Source organism: Paraburkholderia phytofirmans OLGA172 (assembly GCF_001634365.1).
In the GTDB taxonomy this organism is placed as follows: Bacteria; Pseudomonadota; Gammaproteobacteria; order Burkholderiales; family Burkholderiaceae; genus Paraburkholderia.
Window position 1 is genome coordinate 2,499,022 of the sequence record NZ_CP014579.1, and the last position, 23,217, is coordinate 2,522,238.

The 23,217-nt window shown below is 60.8% G+C and carries 18 protein-coding genes and 1 pseudogene; 10 read left to right on the top strand and 9 right to left on the bottom strand.

Going from position 1 to position 23,217, the window contains the following annotated elements:
* Positions 1 to 133: 133 nt before the first annotated feature.
* On the bottom strand, positions 134 to 910 hold the full coding sequence (locus AYM40_RS31125) for an alpha/beta fold hydrolase (RefSeq protein WP_063499848.1): 777 nt from the start codon (positions 908 to 910) through the stop codon (positions 134 to 136).
* On the bottom strand, positions 907 to 1,941 hold the full coding sequence (locus tag AYM40_RS31130; RefSeq protein ID WP_063499849.1) for a M14 family zinc carboxypeptidase: 1,035 nt from the start codon (positions 1,939 to 1,941) through the stop codon (positions 907 to 909). Before AYM40_RS31130 ends, AYM40_RS31125 begins: the two co-directional genes overlap by 4 nt.
* A gap of 291 nt (positions 1,942 to 2,232) precedes the next feature.
* On the opposite strand from AYM40_RS31130, the gene phnC reads away from it, so the two are divergent.
* The 5 genes from phnC (at position 2,233) to AYM40_RS31155 (ending at position 9,349) form a co-directional block, all read left to right on the top strand.
* The gene (gene phnC / locus AYM40_RS31135) at positions 2,233 to 3,150 is read left to right on the top strand and encodes a phosphonate ABC transporter ATP-binding protein (protein ID WP_063499850.1); all 918 of its coding nucleotides are present in this window, start codon (positions 2,233 to 2,235) and stop codon (positions 3,148 to 3,150) included.
* A 42-nt stretch (positions 3,151 to 3,192) separates the two neighbouring features.
* Positions 3,193 to 4,170, top strand: a complete 978-nt coding sequence (gene phnD / locus AYM40_RS31140; protein ID WP_063499851.1) for a phosphonate ABC transporter substrate-binding protein — start codon at positions 3,193 to 3,195, stop codon at positions 4,168 to 4,170.
* Positions 4,167 to 5,009: a phosphonate ABC transporter, permease protein PhnE gene (gene phnE, locus AYM40_RS31145; protein ID WP_063499852.1), complete on the top strand. Its 843-nt coding sequence runs from the start codon at positions 4,167 to 4,169 to the stop codon at positions 5,007 to 5,009. The genes phnD and phnE overlap by 4 nt, the downstream gene beginning before the upstream one ends.
* A 1,064-nt stretch (positions 5,010 to 6,073) precedes the next feature.
* Positions 6,074 to 8,161 carry a hypothetical protein gene (locus AYM40_RS31150; protein ID WP_158515362.1) on the top strand — a complete coding sequence of 696 codons (2,088 nt, stop codon included), beginning with the start codon at positions 6,074 to 6,076 and terminating at the stop codon, positions 8,159 to 8,161.
* Positions 8,162 to 8,512: 351 nt separating this feature from the next.
* On the top strand, positions 8,513 to 9,349 hold the full coding sequence (locus tag AYM40_RS31155) for a DMT family transporter (RefSeq protein ID WP_063499853.1): 837 nt from the start codon (positions 8,513 to 8,515) through the stop codon (positions 9,347 to 9,349).
* An 86-nt stretch (positions 9,350 to 9,435) separates the two neighbouring features.
* Here the strand turns inward: AYM40_RS31155 and AYM40_RS31160 are convergent, their stop codons facing one another.
* Positions 9,436 to 10,953 carry a PLP-dependent aminotransferase family protein gene (locus AYM40_RS31160; RefSeq protein ID WP_063499854.1) on the bottom strand — a complete coding sequence of 506 codons (1,518 nt, stop codon included), beginning with the start codon at positions 10,951 to 10,953 and terminating at the stop codon, positions 9,436 to 9,438.
* Positions 10,954 to 11,075: 122 nt separating this feature from the next.
* On the opposite strand from AYM40_RS31160, the gene AYM40_RS31165 reads away from it, so the two are divergent.
* Positions 11,076 to 12,359 (top strand): 4-aminobutyrate--2-oxoglutarate transaminase, encoded by a 1,284-nt coding sequence (locus tag AYM40_RS31165; RefSeq protein ID WP_063499855.1) that lies wholly within the window; start codon positions 11,076 to 11,078, stop codon positions 12,357 to 12,359.
* Positions 12,360 to 12,909: 550 nt separating this feature from the next.
* Positions 12,910 to 14,370, top strand: coding sequence for an NADP-dependent succinate-semialdehyde dehydrogenase (gene gabD, locus AYM40_RS31170; protein WP_063499856.1), 1,461 nt, complete (start codon positions 12,910 to 12,912; stop codon positions 14,368 to 14,370).
* 165 nt (positions 14,371 to 14,535) lie between these two features.
* Here gabD and AYM40_RS31175 read toward each other — a convergent pair whose 3' ends face one another.
* Complete coding sequence (locus AYM40_RS31175; RefSeq protein WP_063499857.1) at positions 14,536 to 14,862, bottom strand: DUF4148 domain-containing protein; 327 nt, start codon at positions 14,860 to 14,862, stop codon at positions 14,536 to 14,538.
* A gap of 313 nt (positions 14,863 to 15,175) precedes the next feature.
* Between AYM40_RS31175 and AYM40_RS31180 the strand changes: the two genes are divergently transcribed.
* On the top strand, positions 15,176 to 15,676 hold the full coding sequence (locus AYM40_RS31180; RefSeq protein ID WP_063500826.1) for a thioesterase family protein: 501 nt from the start codon (positions 15,176 to 15,178) through the stop codon (positions 15,674 to 15,676).
* A gap of 155 nt (positions 15,677 to 15,831) precedes the next feature.
* Here AYM40_RS31180 and AYM40_RS31185 read toward each other — a convergent pair whose 3' ends face one another.
* On the bottom strand, positions 15,832 to 16,674 hold the full coding sequence (locus AYM40_RS31185; RefSeq protein WP_063499858.1) for an alpha/beta hydrolase: 843 nt from the start codon (positions 16,672 to 16,674) through the stop codon (positions 15,832 to 15,834).
* Between the two features lie 283 nt (positions 16,675 to 16,957).
* Entirely contained in the window at positions 16,958 to 17,839 is an 882-nt protein-coding gene (locus tag AYM40_RS31190) for an aldo/keto reductase family oxidoreductase (protein ID WP_063499859.1), read from the bottom strand.
* A gap of 106 nt (positions 17,840 to 17,945) precedes the next feature.
* Between AYM40_RS31190 and AYM40_RS31195 the strand changes: the two are divergent.
* Positions 17,946 to 18,577, top strand: a pseudogene (locus AYM40_RS31195) (LysR family transcriptional regulator).
* Between the two features lie 73 nt (positions 18,578 to 18,650).
* Here AYM40_RS31195 and AYM40_RS31200 read toward each other — a convergent pair.
* Complete coding sequence (locus AYM40_RS31200) at positions 18,651 to 19,811, bottom strand: porin (protein WP_063499860.1); 1,161 nt, start codon at positions 19,809 to 19,811, stop codon at positions 18,651 to 18,653.
* A gap of 556 nt (positions 19,812 to 20,367) precedes the next feature.
* Here AYM40_RS31200 and AYM40_RS31205 point away from each other — a divergent pair.
* Complete coding sequence (locus AYM40_RS31205) at positions 20,368 to 21,585, top strand: sensor histidine kinase (RefSeq protein WP_063500827.1); 1,218 nt, start codon at positions 20,368 to 20,370, stop codon at positions 21,583 to 21,585.
* A gap of 66 nt (positions 21,586 to 21,651) precedes the next feature.
* Here the strand turns inward: AYM40_RS31205 and AYM40_RS31210 are convergent, their stop codons facing one another.
* Together AYM40_RS31210 and AYM40_RS31215 are read right to left on the bottom strand one after the other, a co-directional pair.
* Complete coding sequence (locus tag AYM40_RS31210; protein ID WP_420488490.1) at positions 21,652 to 21,906, bottom strand: hypothetical protein; 255 nt, start codon at positions 21,904 to 21,906, stop codon at positions 21,652 to 21,654.
* Between the two features lie 134 nt (positions 21,907 to 22,040).
* Positions 22,041 to 23,072 (bottom strand): hypothetical protein, encoded by a 1,032-nt coding sequence (locus AYM40_RS31215; protein ID WP_063499861.1) that lies wholly within the window; start codon positions 23,070 to 23,072, stop codon positions 22,041 to 22,043.
* Positions 23,073 to 23,217: the final 145 nt, after the last annotated feature.

The window sequence follows — 23,217 nt, forward strand, 5'->3', positions numbered from 1 at the left end:
TGGCGGGCGGCAATAGCGAGTATCGCTTGATTCGCATGCATCGTCTGAACGGGAATTATGCACCTGCCGCCCGAAAAGCGATGCGTGAGCTCACTTAGGTTATACCCGCTGCCGGTGAGCGTGCGGCCTCTGTTTAAAGCGCGGCTTTCAGTCCCCCTGCCTCTTGCTTCAGCCATGCATGAACCTGTTCGCTGATCCACGCCGGGTCGTCGTGAGGCAGGTCGTGACCGGCCCATTGATGCTCGCAATGCGTGGCGCTCCACGCCGCCGCGAGCTTCGCCGAACACACCGGGTTGACTAGCCGATCGGCGCGCGAAGAAAGAATCAGCAACGGGCAACGCGGTTTCGTTGCCGCCGCACTAAAACGCGCGGCGGCCCACAGTTGCCGTAAGGCATTGCCCCGGCTCACTGGTGCGCTCCGGCGGATTTCGCTCCATGCATCGAGATCCGCGCCGAGCGTTTCGACGTTATTGCACGTCAGCCGATGAATGCCGCTTTCCGCGCGCGGCGCGTCGCGCCAGTGTGCTGCGACACCCAGAAGGCCCGGCCAGGCGGATGGACGCAAGCGTTCATGCATGCGGCTGAACGGCCGCATGCTGGTATTGATCAGCACAAGCCGCTCGATCTCGCCGGGATGCCGTTGCGCCCAGTCGGTCGCCACCATGCCGCCAAGCGACATCGCCAGCACGCGATAGGGGCTTGGCGCTCCGGTTTGCAGCGCAGCAATTCGCACGAAGCCCACCATGTCCTCTACCGCCGCCGGCGCGCGCAAGTTAGCGAACTCGCCGTTGCCGGGCAGATCGAGCAGCAACAGGCGATCCGTGCCGACCACCTCGCGCAGCAAGCCGGGCAAACGGCCCCAGTGGCGTGTTTCGCGCGTCAGGCCCCGCAATAGAATCCACGTGCTCATGACGCTTCCGGTTTGGTCCAATGGTCGATCGCGCTTTGCAGCAATTGCTCGCGACGATTACCCTGCGGCAGCCAGCGTTGCGACGAGAACGCCGCGCGCGCGAGAAAATCGAGCAGATTCGCGTGACGCCGCAGCACGCGCGCGGTGCGATGCGCCTTCACCGGATTGAACATGCCCTGACGCGAAAACAGTTGGCGCGGATTCTTCTTGATCCACAGCCACGAACCGAGTTCGAGCGTCATCGGCAGGAACACGTTCGGCGGCGGCGCACGGTCGTACGCGAAGTCCCACAGATCGCCGTGCAACAGATACTGGTGGCTCTGCGGTTCGAACGCATAGCCATGATGCGGATGCGCACGCTCGAACATGGTTTTCAGCAGGTACATTTCAGGCAGATGCGGCATCAGCTTGCGCGTGCGCGCGTAAGGAAACCAGATGCTATCCCTCCAGCCGTAACCCGAGTGGCAATCGAGCGCAAAACTCAGGGGCCGCGCGGCCATTTCAGTTTCGACCACCCGCAGAAGCGCCGCCGCCTCCGGCTCCATGGGATCGCCCTGCCGGCCGCGATACCAGGGCAGCCATGCCCCCACCCGCTGGCCGCCGGCGAGCAGCGGCACGCGTTCGTCCGCATTCTGCGGCGCGTTGCGCATCAGATCGACACCGTTGGGGTTGGCGCGCGTGGCGGCCCACATGCCGCCCGGATTGACGATCGGCATAAAGATCAGACGAATCGACTGCAATTGCCGCACCAGCAGTTCGTCCCATTCCAGCCGGGCGAGCAGCGCGCGCATGTAGTCGAGCACGAGTTGCGAGCCAATCCGCTCGAGCCCGTGAATGCCGCCAAAAAAGCCGATTGCCGGTGCGAGTGGATCGGTCGAACCAATACTCGCGGTGTGCACGGCAAATTGCCGGCCCCGCACCGTCGTCTCGCAGACGGTGCAGATCTCGAAACTGGCGCTGCCCTGGTCGAGGATCGCCTTGAGATCTTCGTACTCCGCAAAACTGTCGGGAAGAAAGCTCAAAGGCTGCATGACGACGTCGAAAGGAACTGCAAGGTTATTGGGGACGGCACGCCGATTGACGCAATATAGCCTGGCTGCGGGCGATCATGCGCAGCGGACCCGACCCAATGCAAATCGTGTCATACGGGTGTCATTTTTTATTCGAACGAATGACTTCTGCCTGTCTTTCTGGCGACGCAAAAAAGACATATAAAGATATAGTCGTCTAGACGTTGCGATGCCTTCACTCAACCGTCACAGACGCTTCCTAGAATGAGCCCCACACATGCCGGTAATGGCCGGATGCATCAAGGGGTACTTATGGACGCAATTCGGGAAGCAATTCGTATCGAACGGTTGAGCAAGACGTTCAGCAACGGCCGCAAGGCGTTGGACGAAATCGATCTGCGAATCGAGCCGGGCGAAATGGTTGCCTTGATCGGCGCCTCGGGTTCGGGCAAGTCGACGCTGCTGCGGCACATCGCGGGCTTCACGGCCTCGGATGCGCAGCCGTCGCAGATCGCGATTCTGGGCCGGCCGATCCAGCAGAACGGCCGCATCGTGCGAGAAGTGCGCAGCATTCGCCGCGATATCGGCTTCGTGTTCCAGCAATTCAATCTGGTGAACCGGCTTTCCGTGGAAAGCAACGTGCTGATCGGCGCGCTGGCGCGGCTGCCTTTGTGGCGCCGTTTGAGCGGGTGCTTTCCGAACGCGGAGCGGGTGTTGTCGATGGCCGCGCTCAATGAAGTCGGCATCGGCGAGCACGCGCGCGAACGCGCGGCCAACCTCTCCGGCGGTCAGCAGCAACGCGCGGCATTGGCGCGAGCGCTGGTGCAGCGCGCGCGCATCGTGCTCGCCGACGAACCGATCGCCTCGCTCGACCCCGAATCGTCGCGCCGCGTCATGGAGATGCTGCGCACGCTCAACGTCGAGCATCGACTGACGGTGCTGGTGTCGCTGCATCAGGTCGACATCGCCATGCAGTTTTGCCCGCGCACCGTTGCGCTGCGTCGCGGCAAGGTGGTCTACGACGGCCCCTCTGCCGCGCTGAGCCCTGCCCTGCTCAAGAAGCTCTATGGCGACGACGCTTGCGAACTGCTCGACGAGGCCAGCGCCAATAGCCCGGCCAATCATGCGGACCACAACGCTAACGAGGAAAACGCCGGCGCAGCGGCGCAAGACGCCGCACCCACCTCGACGCGTTATGCGTTCGCCCTCAATCCGGCGCACTCGAACTGAGCGCGCCCACCCATTCTGTTCACTCAACCGGACCTCAAAGCGATGAAATTCCTGCGTTCATTGATCACGCTGACCGTCGGCGCCGCCGCATTCGCTTGCGTCGCCAGCGCTCAAGCCGAAGACATCAGCCTCGGCATCATCTCGACCGATTCGTCCTCCGTGCTGAAACAGCGCTGGGAGCCGCTGATCGTAGACATGAACAAGCAAACCGGCCTGAACGTCAAAGCGTTCTTCGCGACCGACTACGCCGGCATCATCGAAGGCATGCGCTTCAACAAGGTACAGGTCGGCTATTTCGGCAATGCGTCGGCGATCGAAGCGGTGGATCGCTCGCAAGGCGAAGTGTTCGCGAAGGTCCAGTATGCGAACGGCGACGCCGGCTATAAATCGGTGCTCATCACCAACGTCAACAGCCGCTTCAAAACGCTCGACGACGTGTTCAAAAACACGAAGGACGTCACGCTCGGCTTCGGCGATCCGAACTCCACCTCAGGCACGCTGATCCCCGGCTACTACCTGTTCGCCAAGCACAACACGCCGGTCAACACGTCGTTCAAGGCCGTGCTGCCGTCGAGCCACGAAGCGAATCTGCTGGCCGTGGTGAACAACAAGATCGACATCGCGACCAACAACACCGAAATGCTCGACACGCTGAAACAGCAGCATCCGGACAAATTCGCGCAAGTACGCGTGCTGTGGACCTCGCCGCTGATTCCGTCGGACCCGCTCGTTTGGCGCAAGGATCTGCCGCAAGCCACCAAGGACAAGATCCGCAACTTCTTCCTGAACTACGGAAAGACCGATCCGCATGAAAAAGCGGTCATGGCGGCGATTACGGGTTACGCCGGTTTCGCGGCATCGTCGGATGCGCAGCTGCTGCCGATTCGCCAGGTCGCGTTGTTCCAGCAGAAGCAGAAGATCGAGAGCGACACGCATCTTTCCGACGACGACCGCAAGACCCAGCTGGCCGCGCTCGATGCGAAGCTGAGCGCACTCAACAGCGCCGTAGCCAGGCAATGAACACCGTTGATCTGATCACGTCGCCCACGCGTGCGAGCGAAGCGCTCGCCGCGCAGGCGGCGCGCCGTGCCAGCCCCGCTGCGGGCAAGCGCAGCTGGCTGTCGCTGATCGGCTGGATCGCCGTGCTTGCCGTGCTGGGTGGCGCATGGCATGGCGCCGATATGCGTCCGCTCGACCTGTTCTCCGACTCCGGCAACATGGGCCAGTTCGCCCGGGACTTCTTCCCGCCGGACTTCACCGAATGGCGCAGCTATCTTCATGAGATGGTTGTGACGCTGTCGGTAGCGGTGTGGGGCACGGCCCTCTCACTGGTATGCGCGGTGCCGTGCGGACTCATGTCCGCACATAACATGGCGCCAATGTGGATCGTGCAGCCCATGCGCCGCATGATGGACGCTTGCCGCGCGATCAATGAAATGGTCTTCGCGATGCTGTTCATCGTCGCGGTGGGACTCGGTCCGTTCGCCGGCGTGCTGGCGCTGTGGGTGCACACCACCGGCGTGCTCGCCAAGCTCTTCGCCGAAGCGGTCGAGGCCATCGATCCGCGTCCGGCCGAAGGCGTGCGCGCCACCGGCGCGACCAGTCTCGACGAAATCATTTACGGCGTGCTGCCGCAAGTGCTGCCGTTGTGGATCTCGTACGCGTTATATCGCTTCGAATCGAACGTGCGCTCGGCGATGGTGGTCGGCATGGTCGGCGCGGGCGGGATCGGTGTGGTGCTGTACGAGGCGATCCGCTCGTTCAATTACGCGCAGACAGCCGCGGTGATGATCATGGTGATCGTCGTCGTGACGGCGATCGATCTGGCGTCCGCGTGGCTGCGCGAACGGGTGACGTGACGGACGGTCGAACGCGCGGCGCTCAAAGCGGAATGCTGAGTTTCGGCGAGAAGGCGTCGCAGGGCTCGTGGTCCAGCGCCGTCTTCGCCCTCGAATCACCCACGCTCTCTGCGCCCCATTCCATGGGCAAAGTGCGCACTGCCCGCCCGAAGGCGACTAGCACGCTGACGCGCGTGGCCGTGCGCTGACGAGAGCGAACTCAGCCGGCAAAACGTAGCGTCCAGCGTTGATAAATTCGTGCATCTTTTTTTACATGGCGGTTTCAAAATACAAGTGCAACAGCATCAGCTAGGATACGTTGCATGGGAAAAATATAAGAACATCTGAGCGCCGAAGAGCGCGGTGTGATCTTTGCGATGAAATTCGAGGACCGTAGGACAAGCGAACCTGAATTGACGCCCTCGAGAAACACTTGAATGGCGCCGGCCGGGCAAGGTCTTCATTGAAACTGCGCAAAGCAAGGTATTGCTATCGACCCCGCTGTTGCACCTGGCATTTGAAACCGCCCATTTTTATAAAAAATCCAGTTATAAAAAATTTTTACCAGACCATAATTTTATTTCAACATCGCCGCCCGTCTCCGGCTGCCCGCACCACCTAAACCATCTTTAGTACTTTTCAAGACAGGCGTATCGCATAGCCCTGCAAGCCTACCGCACTCACAACCGATAAGAGCGACGGCAGATTAAAGCGAACCCTATATTTTTCACATTCAGGTGAGCGAACTAATCGATCTTTAGATATCGGATAAGTCCTAATTTCGTATCGGGCTTCCCCTGGTTTCTAGCGCATCGGCTTTAGTCTGATGATTGTCACAATAGTCAGACGCCTCCTCCGAGAAACGGTGACTCCGCGTTGAAGGGCGCTGCAGCACCCACGCACTCAATCACTTATCTACCTACCCACAAAACCGAAGCTCACGAAGCTTAGTAATTGATCAACAAGGCTGGCTTCTAGCCAACTGCTTTAGCTCCATCGAAAAGATGGAAGCCCGTATTAAAGACGTCTCAAACAAAGATAAATCTCAAAACCCATCGGGGCCACTGTTTTCAAGCGAGGCTCGTATGAAACAATCATTGATTAGTTGTGCAATTAATTTATTGGCATTTTTTCTCGCGGCCATAGTACTGAATGGATGCGGCGGCAAAGACCCCGGAGTTCCTGTTTCCCCTGCGCCAAGTCCGAACGCGGCGGTGCCAGGAACCGCAACCCCCGTACCCGGCACTGACGTTGTTCCTGCTGTCGCTCCAAGCAATGGAAGCACCAACATTCCAGAATCGGCAGGGCTGGCCCCCGCTTCCAATGCAGCGCGCTTCACCAGCGTGGCCCCGGCAACGACGGAACAGGCAGCATTTCAGTCATCGCCAGCAATCGCCTACGACCTTGGCAACCTCGCGGCGCAGTCGGGCATAGACAATCACGTTTTCATTACACCGGTAAGAGGCTGGGTGCGCTATCCCCTCGCGAGCACTTCCGTGACGAAAACCAGCACTCGATTTCCGATCGTCATTTTTTTGCACGGACAACACGATCCAACCGTGCCGAGCTATCAAGGCTACGACTACCTGGCGCAGGATCTGGCGACCCAAGGCTATGTCGCAATCTCAATCGACGCGAATGCCATCAACGGTAGTGCGGGCAACGGAGACGCATCGAGCAGGTCGCGCGCCCAGTTAGTGCTGGGCACCTTGGATCGGCTTCGAGATATCGACAAGCGTGGCGGCCCTGGCATGCTGGACCAACTGAAAGACAAACTGGATTTCACCCGAGTTGGAATCATGGGCCATTCGCGCGGCGGGCAAGGTGTTGCAAACACACTAAAATACAACATCACCCGAGTTGGTGTCACCGACGACGACCTGAAAGCCGCACTTCTCGCCGACCCCTCGTCGTTCAACACAGATTATCCCGACCTTGCCGCTGCCGTCATTGATACGGCCCCCGGCACGCGGACTATCGACACGCCCAGATTCCAGGCTGCCCTCTGGGAATACAACATCTTCGGCGCCGCCGGCGCGGAATCGACTCCCCCGTATAACTTCAAAGCAGCGCTCATGCTGGCACCGACGGATTTCAGCGGCAATCTCGGCTTGAACAACGTAGCACTCGCCGTGCTGCTTCCATCCTGCGACGGCGACATGGCGGACCTCGAAGGTGCGCGCACGTTCGACCACAATCGCTTTGGCTTCGATAGCGACATGGCACCGCGCTTCCAGATTCTGGTGCGAGGCGCAAACCACAACTTCTTCAACACAATCTGGACTGACGACGACTACCCGTCGACCAATGCAACCGACTACTGCGCCAATCGACCTGACGGTATCCGTCTAAGCGCGCAGGATCAGCGGCGCGGAGGGCAGTTTCTTGTCAATTCATTCATGCGCCGCTTCGTAGGAGATGAGCAGCAATTTGCCGCTTACTGGAATGGCACGGCACAACTACCTGAGGCGGCATGTCCAGAGGGGAAAGGTCCATGCGACTCACGCACGGTGCTCTCCGTTCAGAAAAGTGCGGCGTATCGCACATTAGTTCAGCGTTTCGAGCGGAATGACAGTCTAAGACGCAATGATCTGGGTGGCGCTATTGCACTATCAGGATTCGACTCCATTGCGAATTGCCGGATGCCATTCGGCGACTCGGACACAGTTGGGATATGCACTCCAGAAAGACTCCCAGCCTTTGAGTATTCAGGCCCGCATACCAAGGGACTCCTCTCGATTGCCGATCACCTCGAGCTATCATGGTTCAAGCCGAATGCTACGCTCATTACCGTTTTGGGCGGCATGTCCGCCTCCGCATACGATTCACTGACTTTCCGCATCGCAATTGTGCGTCCTGCTGGCCAGGAGGTGCTGGTCACCATGACTGATACCACGGGCCATTCGGCTACGGTCAATGCAAGTGATTTCAGTGATGCTTTATACCTCGGACCACAGCCAAAAGCGGACGGCCGCCCGATGACGGACGATCCAACCGACGCCCCTTTTGCCGCAGGCGGAGTCGCACAGTTACTCAACATGATCGCGATCCCGCTGGCGGCCTTCCCCGGGGTTGACTCGGGTAGTCTGTCGCAACTGAAGCTAACGTTTCCCAAGGCAATCGGCAAAGTCGCGGTGACCGACATCGAGTTTCAGAAACTCGGGCGGCCGTGACGTGGTGTTGTCGGCTCTGCAAGTCGTAGCCAATTCTGGAAGCCACACAAACGGTACCTGATCCTGGAAGCGGCGATTCGAGGGGTGAGCAGGCGAGGATGACTCGCCGGCTTCTTTCCCCTTGACGAACGCGAGGGTCCACAATTCCAACCGCCAGCCTCGCACGATGCCGTCCGGTCGCGGGTTGAGAGCGTTTCCCAGCTGCCTGTTCAGCCCCCCCTGCCGGACCGAACGTGAATCTTTAAAACCCTTCGGGACTCGTACGTCAATTGCCGACGCAAATGTTCTAGTGGAATAATCATACGGTTGCGGCCGCACGCTTCCTACCTTTAATCCGAGTCCTCGCCTCAGATGCAAACGCTCTTTGTCTTGCTGGTGCTGCTCTCCGCGCTGCTTCACGCCACCTGGAACGCGTTTTTGCATCTATCCGAAGACCGTGTATGGCTGCTCGGCATGATGGCGATTCCGTATATCGCCGTCAGCGCGGTCGGCGTAATCGTGCTGCCTTTGCCTGCACCGGCGGCCTGGCCTTACATCTTCGCGTCGGTAGTACTCGAATTCGGCTACCTGCTGGCGCTGATCCGCGCGTACAGGAGCGGCGACTTCGGCCAGATCTATCCGATTGCGCGCGGTCTTTCGCCAATGCTCGTGTTCGTCGGCGCGCTGGTGTTCGCGCACGAAACGCTCAAGCCGCTGGCGGTGATCGGCGTGGGGCTGGTGTCGCTTGGCATCGTCTCGCTGGCGTTCCGGCGCGGCATGCGGCTCTCCGGCGAAAGCGTGCCGTTCGCGCTGCTAACCGGCTTCTTCATCGCGACGTATTCGGTGGTCGACGGAATCGGCGCGCGCGTGGCGGGCAACGGCCTGAGCTACATCATGTGGGTCTATCTGATCTGGAACATCCCGCAGTTTCTGCTCGCCTGGCATTGGCGCGGCGGCGCCAAGGGGCTGTTCATCGGCCGCACGGAGGTGCTCAAGGGCATCGCGTCCGGCGCGCTCGCCCTCACCGCCTATTGCCTGATCATCGAAGCCTACCGCTATCTGCCGATTGCGATGGTTTCCGCGCTGCGCGAGCTGAGTTCGATCTTCGCGGTGCTGATCGGCTGGCTGTTCATGCAGGAGAAGCTGACGACGCGGCGTATCGTGGCATGCGCACTGGTGACGCTGGGGGCTGTGTTGATCCGGATTTGACGCACAGTGGCGTTATGTTGATGCCACGTCATTGCCGCCTCGCTGCTCTGCTCTGAAGCCGCCTTGAGGCCGTAAAGCCCCCCCGCTCAAGCGAACTGCACAAGAGTCGCGTCGATCGCGTCGGCCAGCGTATTGAAAGCAGGCGCAATCTCCTCGTCCGGCACGCACGCGTAGCCGATCAGCAGACCCGACGGCGCCAGCGCCGGTTGCGCGTAATACCCCGACAAAGGCCGCACGACAATATTGCGCTGCAGTGCGGCAGCCGCCACCGCGCGGTCGTCGCTGCCTTCAGGCAATTGCATCACCAGATGCAAACCGGCATCGCCGCCCACGGCCGGCAGCGCATCGCCATAACGGTGCGCGGCGGCATCCAGCAGGGTCTGGCGACGCTGCCCGTAAAGCGTGCGCATCTTGCGGATATGCGACGTGAAATGCCCTTCCGCGATGAACTCCGCGAGCATCGCCTGCTGCAACAACTGCCCTTCCCGATATAACTCCGCGCTCGCGGTCGCAAAGCTCTCGGCCAGCGCTTCAGGCACGACCAGATAGCCGATGCGCAACCCCGGAAACAGCGTCTTGCCGAAGCTGCCCACGTAAATCACCTGCCCGGACCTGTCCAGCCCCTGCAGCGATGCCAGCGGCCGGCTGCCGTAGCGGTATTCGCTGTCGTAGTCGTCCTCGATGATCCAGCACTGGTTCTGCCGCGCGTACTCGAGCAGCATGCGCCGCCGCGCGAGGCTCATCACCATGCCGAGCGGATATTGGTGCGATGGCGTGACGAGCATCAGCTTCGGCGGTTGCGCGAGATCGTCAGCGGAGGGATTGATGCCCTCTTCGTCGACGGCGATCGGCCGCGATTCCAGGCCGGACACGTGCAGCACGCTGCGCACGCCCCAATAGCAAGGGTCTTCGGTCCAGATCAGATCGCCTGGATCGGACAGCAGGCGCACGGCCAGGTCGACCGACTGGTGGATCCCGGTCGTGATGATGATCTGCTCGGGCGTGCAACGCACCGAACGCGACGTGCGCAAATAGTCGGCCAACGCGTGCCGCAACGAGGCCAGCCCGCCGCCCGGCGCGTAGGTCAGCAGGTCCGGGCGCAGCCGGCGCCAATACTTGTTGTGCAGGCGGCTCCACACACGCGCTGGAAACTTCGTGACATCCGGCACCCCGGGCATAAACGCGCCCCATTGGCGCTTCGACACACCTGCCCCCGCGATGAGCCGCGCGCCGCGCGTCGACAACGCGCGGTTGCCCTGCACCGGCAGCGGCGGCGGCAACGACTCGAGCGGCGCGGCCAGCACCTCGGCATCGGACACGCCGACGATCTCGTCCGGCGCGCTATCGGCGACGAACGTGCCGCGACCGGTCGCCGAACTCACATAGCCCTCAAGCACCAACTGCTCGTACACTTGCGTGACGGTATTGCGCCCGATGCCCAGTTCCTGCGCCAATAGACGCGATGACGGCACCTTGCTGCCCGCCGGCAATTCGCGCGACAGGATCGCCTGCTGCAACAGCCGATGCAGCTGACGATAGATCGGCTGGCCGTTACCGCGGTCGAGGCGCTGTGCCAGCCAGTCGGACAACACGCTCGCGCGCATGATTGGCTCCTACATTTTTATTGAAATGGCTCTGAAGTTAAGAGCCAAATCTCATTATAGTCGCTGCATGTGCTGCGCTGAGCGCGCGGACCCCGCCAAACCGAGGAGCGAAGGAGATATCCATGAAGAATGCTGAACTGAAGAGCCGCAAAGACGCTGCCACGCCGCGCGGCGTCGGGGTGATGTGCGATTTCTACGCCGAGCGCGCGGAGAACGCCGAGTTGTGGGACGTCGAAGGCCGCCGTTTCATCGATTTCGCCGCGGGTATTGCGGTGTGCAATACGGGCCACCGTCACCCGAAGATTCTGGCGGCGATCCGCGACCAGCTCGATCATTTCACACACACCGCGTATCAGATCGTGCCGTACGCGTCGTACGTCGAGCTGGCTGAGAAGATCAACGCGCGTGCGCCGGGCGACTATCCGAAGAAAACCACCTTCTTCACGACGGGCGCCGAAGCCGTTGAAAACGCGATCAAGATCGCGCGTGCCGCGACTGGCCGTCCGGGCGTGATCGCATTCACCGGCGGTTTCCATGGCCGCACGATGATGGGCATGGCGCTGACTGGCAAGGTTGCGCCGTACAAGATCGGCTTTGGGCCGTTCCCGGCGGACGTGTTCCACGCCCCGTTCCCGAATCCGCTGCATGGCGTGACGACGGCTGATTCGCTGAAGGCGATCGAGTTTCTGTTCAAGGCCGACATCGATCCGAAGCGCGTCGCGGCGATTATTTTCGAACCGGTTCAGGGCGAAGGCGGTTTCTATCCGGCGCCGGCCGAGTTCGTGCGCGCCTTGCGCAAGCTGTGCAACGAGCATGGCATTTTGCTGATTGCCGATGAAGTGCAGACGGGTTTTGCCCGTACCGGCAAGTTGTTCGCGATGCATCACTATGACGTGGTGCCTGATCTGATGACGATGGCCAAGAGTCTGGCGGGCGGGATGCCGTTGTCGGGTGTGGTTGGCCGTGCTGACTTGATGGATGCGGCGGCGCCTGGCGGCCTGGGTGGCACCTATGCGGGTAACCCGCTGGCGGTGGCTTCCGCGCATGCCGTGCTCGATATCATCGATGAAGAGAAGCTCTGCGAGCGGGCTACGGTTTTGGGTGACCGTGTCAAGGCGAAGCTGATCGCGCTTCAGGGCGAAGTTCCGCAGATCGCCGATGTGCGCGGGCCGGGCGGGATGGTGGCTGTTGAGTTCTGCAAGGCAGGCGGGACGGAGCCGGATGCCGACTTCACCAAGCGGGTGCACACGCTGGCGCTTGAGCGCGGGTTGTTGCTGCTGGTTTGTGGTGTTTATTCGAACGTGGTTCGGTTCCTGTTCCCGCTTACGATTCAAGACTCCGTCTTTGATGAGGCGATGGGGATTCTGGAAGCTGTGCTTAAGGAAACTGTTTCTGTAGCTGTTTGATGGTGTTTTGGCCTGCGCTGCGGTTGTTGTTTGCCTGCGGCGTTGGCCTTTCCTTGATTTGTTTGTCTGCGCGGCGCTGGTTTGTCTGTCTGCCTGCGGCGTTGGCCTTTCCTTGAATTGTTCGTGGTCTATTAGCGTCGCCCCTATGCGGGGCGGCACTCACTTTCTTTGCCGCCGCAAAGAAAGTAAGCAAAGAAAGCGGCTCAAACCGCTAATGCTAAGCGGGTCCCGTGGCCTGCACCGGGTAGTGGTGCATCTGGAATCCGGGCCCTCGCACCTTCAGGCGCTAGTGACAAAGGATTCATCAGCTCCCACTCCGCACTACGTGCGTCGCGGATGGGTCTGCATGGGAAACCAGGGGCTTCGGTTCTAGTCTGTGGGAGCCAGCGGCTTCGCCTCGGCGAGGTGCCCTAGTGTCCCAGTGACGAGTTTCGCAAGTGAATGAAAGTGCAAACTCGCAGACCGAATGAAAGGCCAACGCCGTACGTGCACAGAAACCATCGCCGCGCGGGCAAAGACCGATATTTAAAGACCCAGGAGCAAACCAAAAATGCCGACGCTAGTCCTAAAAGACCCCTCCCTCCTAAAAACACAAGCCTACATAGCAGGCGAATGGCAACCCGCCGACGACGGCGCAACCTTCGAAGTAAAAAACCCCGCCACAGGCGAAACAATCGCCACAGTGCCCCGCATGGGCACAACCGAAACCCGCCGGGCAATCGATACAGCAAACGCCGCATGGCCAGCATGGCGAGCAAGCACCGCCAAACAACGCGCCACGATCCTGCGCAAATGGCATGACCTGATGCTGGAAAACGTCGACGATCTGGCAACGATCCTGACCACCGAACAAGGCAAGCCCCTCGCCGAAGCCAAAGGCGAAATCCTCTACGCCGCCTCGTTCCTGGAATGGTTCGCAGAAGAAGGCAAACGCGTCAGCGGCGACACCATCCCCACGCCGGCAAACGACAAACGCATCGTCGTGACGAAAGAACCGGTCGGCGTCTGCGCAGCCATCACGCCGTGGAATTTCCCGGCAGCAATGATCACTCGCAAGGTCGGCCCAGCGCTCGCCGCCGGCTGCCCGATCATCGTCAAACCGGCGGAAGCCACCCCCCTGTCGGCATTCGCCCTCGCCGTGCTGGCCGAACGCGCCGGCGTGCCGCGCGGCGTGTTCAACGTCATCACCGGCGAGCCGAAAACCATCGGCGCCGAAATGACCGGCAATCCGATCGTGCGCAAACTGTCGTTCACCGGCTCGACGCCAGTGGGCCGTCTACTGATGGCGCAGTGCGCGCCGACAATCAAGAAAGTGTCGCTCGAACTCGGCGGCAACGCGCCGTTCATCGTCTTCGACGACGCGGATCTGGATGCGGCCGTCGAGGGCGCCATCGCGTCGAAATATCGCAATAGCGGCCAAACCTGCGTTTGCACGAATCGCTTCTACGTGCACGATAAGGTCTACGACGCATTCGCCGAAAAACTGCGCGTCGCCGTCGAACAACTCAAAGTCGGCCGCGGCACCGAAGACGGCGTCACACAAGGTCCGCTGATCAACGAAGCCGCCGTGCTCAAGGTCGAATCGCATATCGAAGACGCCCTCGCCAAAGGTGCGCGCATCGTCACCGGCGGCAAGCGCCATGCCCTCGGTCACGGCTTCTTCGAGCCGACCGTGCTCGCGGATGTCACGCCGGCCATGAAGGTCGCACACGACGAAACCTTCGGGCCGCTCGCGCCGCTGTTCCGCTTCTCGTCGGATGAAGAAGTGATCCGCCTCGCCAACGATACGGAATTCGGCCTCGCGTCGTACTTCTATAGCCGCGATATCGGCCGCGTCTGGCGTGTCGCGGAAGCGCTCGAATACGGCATGGTGGGGATCAACACCGGGTTGATTTCCAACGAGGTCGCGCCGTTCGGCGGCGTCAAGCAATCCGGTCTTGGCCGCGAGGGCTCGCATTACGGTATCGACGATTACGTCGTGATCAAGTACATGTGCGTCGGCGGAATCTGAGCCTTTACTGTAAAGGGTCGAATATAGGCCTTACGCTGCAAGCTACGTGTTTCGTTCAACGCTCAATCGCAAAGCGGCCTTGCATTCACGTCGACGTGAATGCAAGGCCGCTGCGCAAAGATGGGAATCAGGCGGGTGCGAGACTATCGCTCACACCGCCGCCTATTAATGACCGAAGCTGGCGACCGGAACTGAATAGGAGCTCGACGTCGTTTCGGTGTGGCCGCCTGCTTGCGACGAACCGTTGGTAGCCGTTCCGTAACCGCTGGCTTGAGCGGTGCCGTTTTGTGCCGCAACGCGTGCTTCGGCGGCCTGAAGGTTTTCCGGGTAGTCGTCCACATTCGCTGTTGACGGGTTGTAGCCGGCCTTTTCCAGTTGGACCAGCTCAGCGCGCACCTGGGCGCGGGTCACCGGCTGGTTGGATTGGGCAAACGCAGCGAGCGGCGCGGTGATGAGAGCGGCGATAACAACAGCTTCGATCAGGGATTTCATGACGACTACCTCCAGAGTTTGTTTTTTGCCGTGCTGCAAACCCGTTTGTTTGCAGCCAGTGGAAGCAGTCTAGGAGTCAATTAATTTAGGGTAAACGCCTAAGCAACGAATTCACTGTTGCTAGAATCGGCACAATCACATTTGCATTACGAGTGCGCTGGCGGCGATCGGGGAAGCCAAGGCGCGGCATGGCCTGCTTCCCGCGGAGTGATGCCGCAGTGTGCGGGCAAGCGCACCGCTGCATGGGCCCGACGCGTTCCCGAAGCGGCCGATGCAGCCGATGCAGCCCATACTTATGACGGAGACCATGCATATGCCGGACCACGCAACGCTACCCTGCTATCGCGATTCCGTACGCGCGGAATGGGTCGATTACAACGGCCACTTGCGCGACGCGTTCTACATGCTGATTTTTAGCTTCGCGACTGACGCGCTGATTGATGTAATCGGGCTGCCTGATCCGGTGCGCAAAGAACGCGGCCGCTCGATCTATACGCTCGAAGCGCATATCAACTACCTGCATGAAATCAAGGAAGGCGTGCAGGTTCGCGTCGATATGCGCGTGCTTGGGCATGACGCGAAGCGGCTGCATCTTTACCTCGAGATGTTTGCCGATGATGGCGTCGAACCGGTGGCCGCAGGCGAACAGATGCTGCTGCACGTCGATACCGGTGGCCCGCGCGCTGTTGCCTTCGACCCTGATGTCGAGGCGCGCGTTCGGGCGCTCGCGCAAGCGCATGCTGTGTTGCCGCCAGCCAGGTTTGCGGGCCGCGTAATTGGATTGCCGGTCAAGACGCCGCGCAACGGAAGTTAGGCAAGCGAGGGGGAGGATGCAATTTGCGAGCGCTATGCGGCGGCGCTCACGCCGCCTTTACCCCCGATGTAGCCGAAGTGCGTTGCATCGCACTGTGTGCCAGATTCTAGACGCGCATTCCGCCGTCGCGTGATGCCATTGGCGTATCAATCCCTTCACGTCTGCGCCGTTCCCCCACTCCGCTTGAACGAACTGGCAAAAAATAGCACCTGGTATTGCACTGCATTCGCCCAATACGTCCACGTATGCCCGCCAGGCCGCTCCGCATAATCATGCGGCACGCCCAACTCGACAAGCCGCGCATGCAGCATCCGGTTCGACTGAACAAGCGAATCATTCACCCCGCAATCGATCGTCAGCGCAATATGCGCATTGCCCAAACTACGAGCGTTCTCAACAATCGCCTCGTCGTTCCAGAAGTCGGCGTGACGAGCCGGATCCCCAAACACCTGATCGATCCCAGGCTCGTCCTCGCACCCGCGTGGATCGACCGCTCCGCTAATACTTCCCGCGGCGCCGAATTCGTCCGGCCGGTCCAGCGCGATATGCAACGCCCCGAACCCGCCCATGCTCAAGCCCGTAATCGCGCGCGCCTGGCGCGTCGCAATCGTGCGGAAATGCGTGTCGACATACCCGACGACTTCTGTACCGACATAGGTTTCGTAACGGCTGCGTGGGTCGACAGGGCTGTCGATATACCAGCTCTCGTGACCGCCGTCAGGCATGACGAGGATCACGTGATAACGGTCGGCGAGCTTGGCAATATGCGAATTCGCGGTCCAGTCGGTGTAATCGCCGCCTGAACCGTGCAGCAAGTAGACGACGGGGAAGCGATCGGCCGCTTTGCCGTGCGTGTACTGGTCGGGCAGCACCACAGTCGCCTCGAACGACTTATGCATGGCCGCGCTGGGAATGGTGACGACCCTGGACTGAAACGCCCAGACCGGGTTCGTGAACAGCAGCGTCAGAATGAGCCAGAACGCACGATTCATTTTCATGGTTTGTCGCTCTCCCCTTTCTTTGTGTCCGAAGAACACTGTCTGGCATCTGGCGGCAAAATTCTGACGAGGACTCTAACAACGGCGACTTACAGCCAAATTTCAGCGAAGCATACGGTCTCGTCAGCTTGGCGCCGCTCCAGAGGGAGCCGGACCGGCCCAAACCGAGCCTCCCTTCAACGCTATTGAACGACTACGCCCCGCACGTGAATGCATTCCGGGACCGAGGTCGACATCAACGCAATGAACGGTTGAAAAAATACGTGCGTTGCCGCGTGCGCGATCACGCTTCCCCATTCCCTGCGCCGATCGCATCCAGTTCCGCGCGCACCTCGTCGCTCAGGCTCAGGCGTGCTGCCTGCAGGTTTTCACACAGATGCCCTAGCGAAGAAGTGCCCGGAATCAGCAGAATGTTAGGCGCGCGATGCAGCAGCCAGGCGAGCGCCACCTGCATCGGCGTCGCGCCGATCGTTTGCGCGACCGTGGACAGCGCTGATGACTGGATCGGCGTGAATCCGCCAAGCGGGAAGAACGGTACATAAGCGATCCCCTTCCCCGCCAATTCATCGACCAGCGCATCGTCTTCCCGATGAACCAGGTTGTAGTGATTCTGGACGCAGACAATTTCCGCGATGCCTTGCGCCTCGGCGACCTGGGCCGCGGTCACGTTGCTCAAACCGATATGGCGAACCAGCCCTTGCTGTTGAAGTTCGGCGAGCGCGGCGACCTGCTTTTCAATCGATCCTTCGGCAGGTGCATGCACACTGCCCATGATTCGCATATTGACGACGTCGAGCGCGTCGACACCGAGATTGCGAAGATTGTCATGAACGCCGCGCGCGATGTCTTCCGGCTCGAGTGCCGGCAGCCACGAACCGTCGTTACCGCGGACCGCGCCAACCTTGGTGACGATCACGAGGTCGTCCGGATAAGGATGCAGTGCTTCGCGAATCAGCTGGTTGGTGATGTGAGGCCCGTAGAAGTCGCTCGTATCGATGTGATTGACGCCCGACGCCACCGCTTCGCGCAGCACGGCGATGGCGACGTCACGATCTTTCGGTGGCCCGAATACGCCGGGTCCGGCCAGTTGCATGGCGCCATAGCCCATGCGTTGCACGGGGTGGCCAGCCAGCAAAAATGTGTCCACGGAGGTGAAGTTCGACATAGCGCGCTCCTTGATGTGAGGTGTTGAGCGGCAGTATGGCGCGGATTGCGTTGTTCGATAATCCAGCCAAAATTGGACGGGTTGTTGAACATTTTGAACAACGACCATGGAATTCAACGATCTTGCCGCATTCGTTTCGGTCGCTCGCGCCGGGGGCTTTCGCGACGCCGCGCGCATCAGCGGTGTCTCCGCCTCCAGCCTAAGCATTGCCGTGCGTCGCCTCGAGTCGAAGCTCGGGTTGCGCTTGCTCAACCGAACCACGCGCAGCGTGGCCCCGACCGAAGCGGGACTGCGTCTGATCGAAAAGCTGAAGTCGGTCCGCGCGTGCAGCGTTTCGCTACGGCCGCGGCGCCGGAGTATCTCGACACGCACGGCAGACCCGAGCATCCGCGCGACCTGCTCTCTCATGCGTGCTTGCGTGGTCAATTTGCCGGCGGCGCTACGCCGACCTGGTATTTCGAGCGCGACGGCGAGGTGGTCCAGTTGAATCCGTCGGGACCGCTCCTCGTCAGGCCTGGCGCAGCAATCGACCTTGCAGTCAGTGCCGCTGTCGCAGGCGTGGGGGTGATTCACCTTTTCGAGGACATGCTGCGCCTGCATCTCGACAGCGGCGCCCTGGAGCCGATCCTGGAGCCGTGGTGGCAGCGCTTTTCGGGGCCGTTTCTTTACTATCCCGGCCGTCGTCATTTGCCCGCACCGCTGCGCGTATTTGTCGATTTCCTGAAGACGGGTGGTTAGGCGGGTACGGTGCCGACGGATGCCCACCAGAATGCGGGCATCCGTCGTTACGGGTCGCGTATCGCGAGTCCGATCAGAATGCGTGACGCATCCCCACCGTGACCGCCACTTGCGTGTTCGACGACGAAGGCGAGAGCGTGTTGATCATGGCATGCGAGAGCACGGAGTCCGCAGGTGCGCCGTGCACGTTCTGATAGACGCCTTCAAGATAGAAGTCGGTGCGCTTGCTGAGCGAATAATCGGCCTGAAGCATCCCCGTATTCCATCCCGGCGACGAGCCGTTATAGGCGCCATGCGTGTACGTATACGCGCCCGATACGCTCAACGCAGGCGTGAGCGCGTACTTTACGTTCGCTTCGTAGTTGTCGAGGCGCAGCGAGCCAGTCAGGCTTCCGGCGGAAGGGTCGTTTGCACCGAGGTAAGTGCCGGTTCCGAACGAAAAGACACCCGACGCGTTGTCCAGTTGCGTATGGCTCCAGACCAGGCCAACGGTAGCCGGCCCGAACGTGTAGTTACCGCCAAGCGACCAGATGCGCTGGCGTTGTGCAAGGAAGTTCGCGCTGGTGTCACCCGTGGTAACGGCACTCCCTGCGCCGCCTGCGTTGTTGAACTGCAGGTATCCGGCGGCAAGATTGACAGGCCCTTCCGTATAGGAAACGCCGAAGCCGTACGAGCGGTTGTTCGCGAAGCTGCCTGCCTTGTTGCTGAAGGCGTACATCGTTTCGAACGTAACGCCACGATATGTCGGGCTGGCGTACTTGACCATATTGTTGACAACGACCGAGTCCGCAGCAAGGTTGTCGTTTTCGAACGGATGCGCAGCCATGTTGCCGCCCCACGTGTTGGTCCCTGCCGTGAGCGGTCCGACGAGGTCGTTCATCACGTCAAACTGGCGGCCGAACGTCAAGGTGCCGTAGGGATCGCTCTGCAAACCGACCCACGCCTGAGAGCCGAAACCGTCGCCGGAGAAGGCCTGCGCGCCGTTATTCAGCAGGAATCCCTGCTCCAGTTTGAAGACCGCATGCAAGCCGCCACCGAGATCCTCCGTGCCTTTGAGGCCGAAGACCGTGTTTTGCGTCGAGCTGGTCACTTCCTGCCAGTTGCTATGGCCGCCTTGATTGTTCGTGTAGATCAATCCCGCATCGATAAGACCATAGAGAGTCACGCTGCTTTGCGCATGCGCCGACATAGCAAAGGCGCCGGAAAGCGCGACCACGAGTAAAGATTTTTTCATACCTGTTGGCTCCGTGATTTAGCGGTGATGGTGTAATCAGTTGTGTGTGTTCGATACTTACTGGCGAGCGTGTTGAGCGCCAACAAGTTCTACCAATGGACGGGCAACGCATTCGCACGCTGGTGCTACGCGAATTGCGGAAACATTCGATATCGCTTGCTGATTATTGCGTGTAGTGCATTCCAATGACTTACGAATGGCGCGTACTGACTACAGTATGGTTTTCAATCAGGTTACGCAGGCGCGTCTTGCGAGCGCTGCCGGAAACGAACAGTGCGATGATATGGCTTCGAAAATAAATAGCGCGTCAAAAATAAAATGACGTGTTGCCAAAAGAACACGAGTGGCCTACGTCGGCAACGTTGTAGTGAAACTCGAATGGCACGTTCAGGCGACGTGCCGCATCAAGAGTCAACGGCTCACCCTCCTACCGCCACGCTTGCGTCAACGCCTCCCACACTTGCGAGGATTCTTGCTCGCGGGTTACGCGATACGTGTTCCACGATCAGCAATTGCGGCGATAATGGGGCAGCAACTTCACCCCGATGCACCCAATATGACCGAAACACACGTTAGCCCGCTGCGCAAATTTGCCGATTTCGTTCGCGAGCAACGGACGCGCCTGACCGCGCAATGGATGAAAGCGGTGTTCGGCGATGTCGACCTCGTCGAAGCGGACAAGCTCACCTATCAGCAGCTCGCCGATCACCTGCCGGACATTCTCGAAGGACTGTGCCTTGCGCTCGACGTCGAAGATCTCGAACGCGTCGAGCCGGCCATCGAACGCAATGCGAGAAAACACGGCATGGTCCGCTGGCGCCAGGGCTACCGGATCGAGGAACTCGTGCGCGAGCTCGACCTGTTTCATCAGCTGCTCGCCGACGCGCTGGAAGAATTCGCCGGCCAGGACAGCACGTTCACGCGCCGTCACGAAGGCCGGGCGCGGCGCCTGATCGCCGAAACACTCAGCATGGTGACGTTCACGTCGATCAAGGAGGCGGTCAGCGAACGGGACCGCAAGATCGATGAGTACACCGGCAGGCTCGAGCGCGCCAATCACGAGTTGACGCTCAAGCAGCGGCTGGTCGGCGATCTTTACGAGTCACGCATGCAGATCACCCGCAGCGTGGTCCACGATCTGCGCAATTTTCTGAACGCGTTTTCGATTGCGTTGCAATTGATCGGACGAGCGCCTTCAAAGGCCGATATGGCGTTGACGCTGGCCAACCGGCAGGCCTCGGACATGAAACAACTCGTCGACCAGATGGTCGAGTACTCGGTCGTGCTCGGCGACGACGCTCCGCTCGCCCGCGACCGGGTCGAGCTGCGTGAGCTTTACGATGAACTCGTTGACTCCTCGCGTCCGGCAATCGAGGCCAAAGGACTGAAGTTGCGTGCAGCGTTCGATCCGGCGCTATCCGTGGTTACGTCCAATCGTCTCAAACTTAAGCAGATTGCCGTCAATCTGCTCTCCAACGCGACAAAGTACACGAAGTCCGGCGAGATCGAACTTGCCTTCGCAACGGCCGGCGCGGACCACTGGCTGATTCGCGTATCGGATACTGGCGTGGGCATTGCGCCTTCGGATGCGGACCGGGTGTTCGACGAATTCGAACGCGCTGCGGGCGAAGGTATTCCCGGCACGGGCCTCGGTCTCGCGATCGTCAAGGAGCTTTGCCACGTGTTGAACGGTCAGATCGATTTCGTGTCACGCGAAGGCGTGGGGACCACGTTCGAAATCCGGTTCCCGCTGGTGCTGGCTGAAACCGAATAAACGGAACGCTTGCTGCGGCTCGGGTCGTTTGACAAGCGCGAATGGCCACTCCGGCCAATCGCGCGTCTACCCCGCCTGGGCGTTTCTGCCGGCCGGCAAACATCCGCTCATTGCGCCGCCGCGGTCGCTCAGCCCCCGCACCACGACCTCGGACGATTTGCCATCACGTCTCGCCAATTCGGCGAGGTCGAGCAACGCCGCGTATTTCGCCGAACAGTCCTGCTGGGGTTCGATCGTTCGGCGCACGGCATGCGTTTCAGTGTTTGTGACGCCCTCACCCACTGCAATCGCCACACCTGCAGCAACGATCATCGTTGCCAACGCAACTACCTTGCAGCACGTCCGCGTGCGGATCGCGTTGAAACGTGACCGGACCGCCTGCGCACGTCCCTGCCGGCGACGAGGCCGACCAATGTGCCCGGCCTCGTCGCCGGCTCTCACTTGCGTGTTTTCACTCATGACCAGTGCGCCGGCACCCAGACATTGCCCACCCAGTGCCCCGGCACCCACACCACTGGGCGCGGCGCAGGCGCCACATAGACAACGCGCGGTGCGACATACACAGCAGGCGGCGGGGGTGGCGGCGGAACGTAGACAACTGGAGGCGGCGGAACGTACACCGCCGGCGGCGGTGCGACAACAACCGGAGGCGGCGGCACATACGCAACCGGCGGCGGTACGACGACAACCGGCTTCGGTGCAACCACGACCGTCGTGCCGCCCGTCGTGACGACGCCGGTGGTCGTAACCGTTCCGCTTGTCGTCACCGTGTTGCCGTGTGTCCCCGTCGTGCTCGTCGACGTCGTCACGACACCTGGTGCAACACGCGTGGCCGTACCGGAGTGATTGACGGTGCCACCGTCAGACCCCGTCACCGTGCCCGAACGTGAACACGAAGCCCCCGCACAGCTGGTCGATGCAGAATGGTTGACCGTGTTGCCGTTCGAGCCCGTGATCGACCCGGACGACGAATACTGGCCAGGCGCGGTTTTGGTCACATCGCCTGAGGTGGTGGCGGTTTTGCCGTCCGGTCCGGTGAGGGTGCCGGTATGCGAGCAGGTGCCACCCGCGCAATTGGTGTCGCCGGCGTGCTGGACCTGGTTGCCGTAGCGTCCCGTCGCCGTGCCTGAATTCGAGAACTGCCCGGGGGCATTGCGGGTCACCGTGCCGGTGTTGGTCGCCACGCCACCGTAGGGGCCGGCCACGCCGCCAGCATGCGAACAACTGCCGCCGCCACACGAGCCGTAACGCGCGCCGTTGTAGGTGCCACGGGAGGTGTACGCGGTGCCGTGCTGCGACCAGGCGAAAGCTGAAGCGCTGCCGAGCGAGAGTACGGTGACGGTTGCGGTAAGCGCGAGCTTGCGCAGCGCGCGGCGCACGGACGCGGAGGGCGTCATGGAGGCAGCTGAAGCGGCGGAGGCGGAGGCGGAGGCGGAGGCGGCGGTGGCGGTGGCGGTGGCTGGGACGACGAACGAACAGTTCTTCACGATATGTCCTTCTTGATTTCGGGCCACTTCTGCGCACTGCGGCGTGGCGACAAACGGACTATAGAGGGACGCCTTCCATTAATCAGCAGCGAAGATATGTCACCCTGTTTCACCGCGACAGAGGTCCGCTGGACAAGGGTTTGCG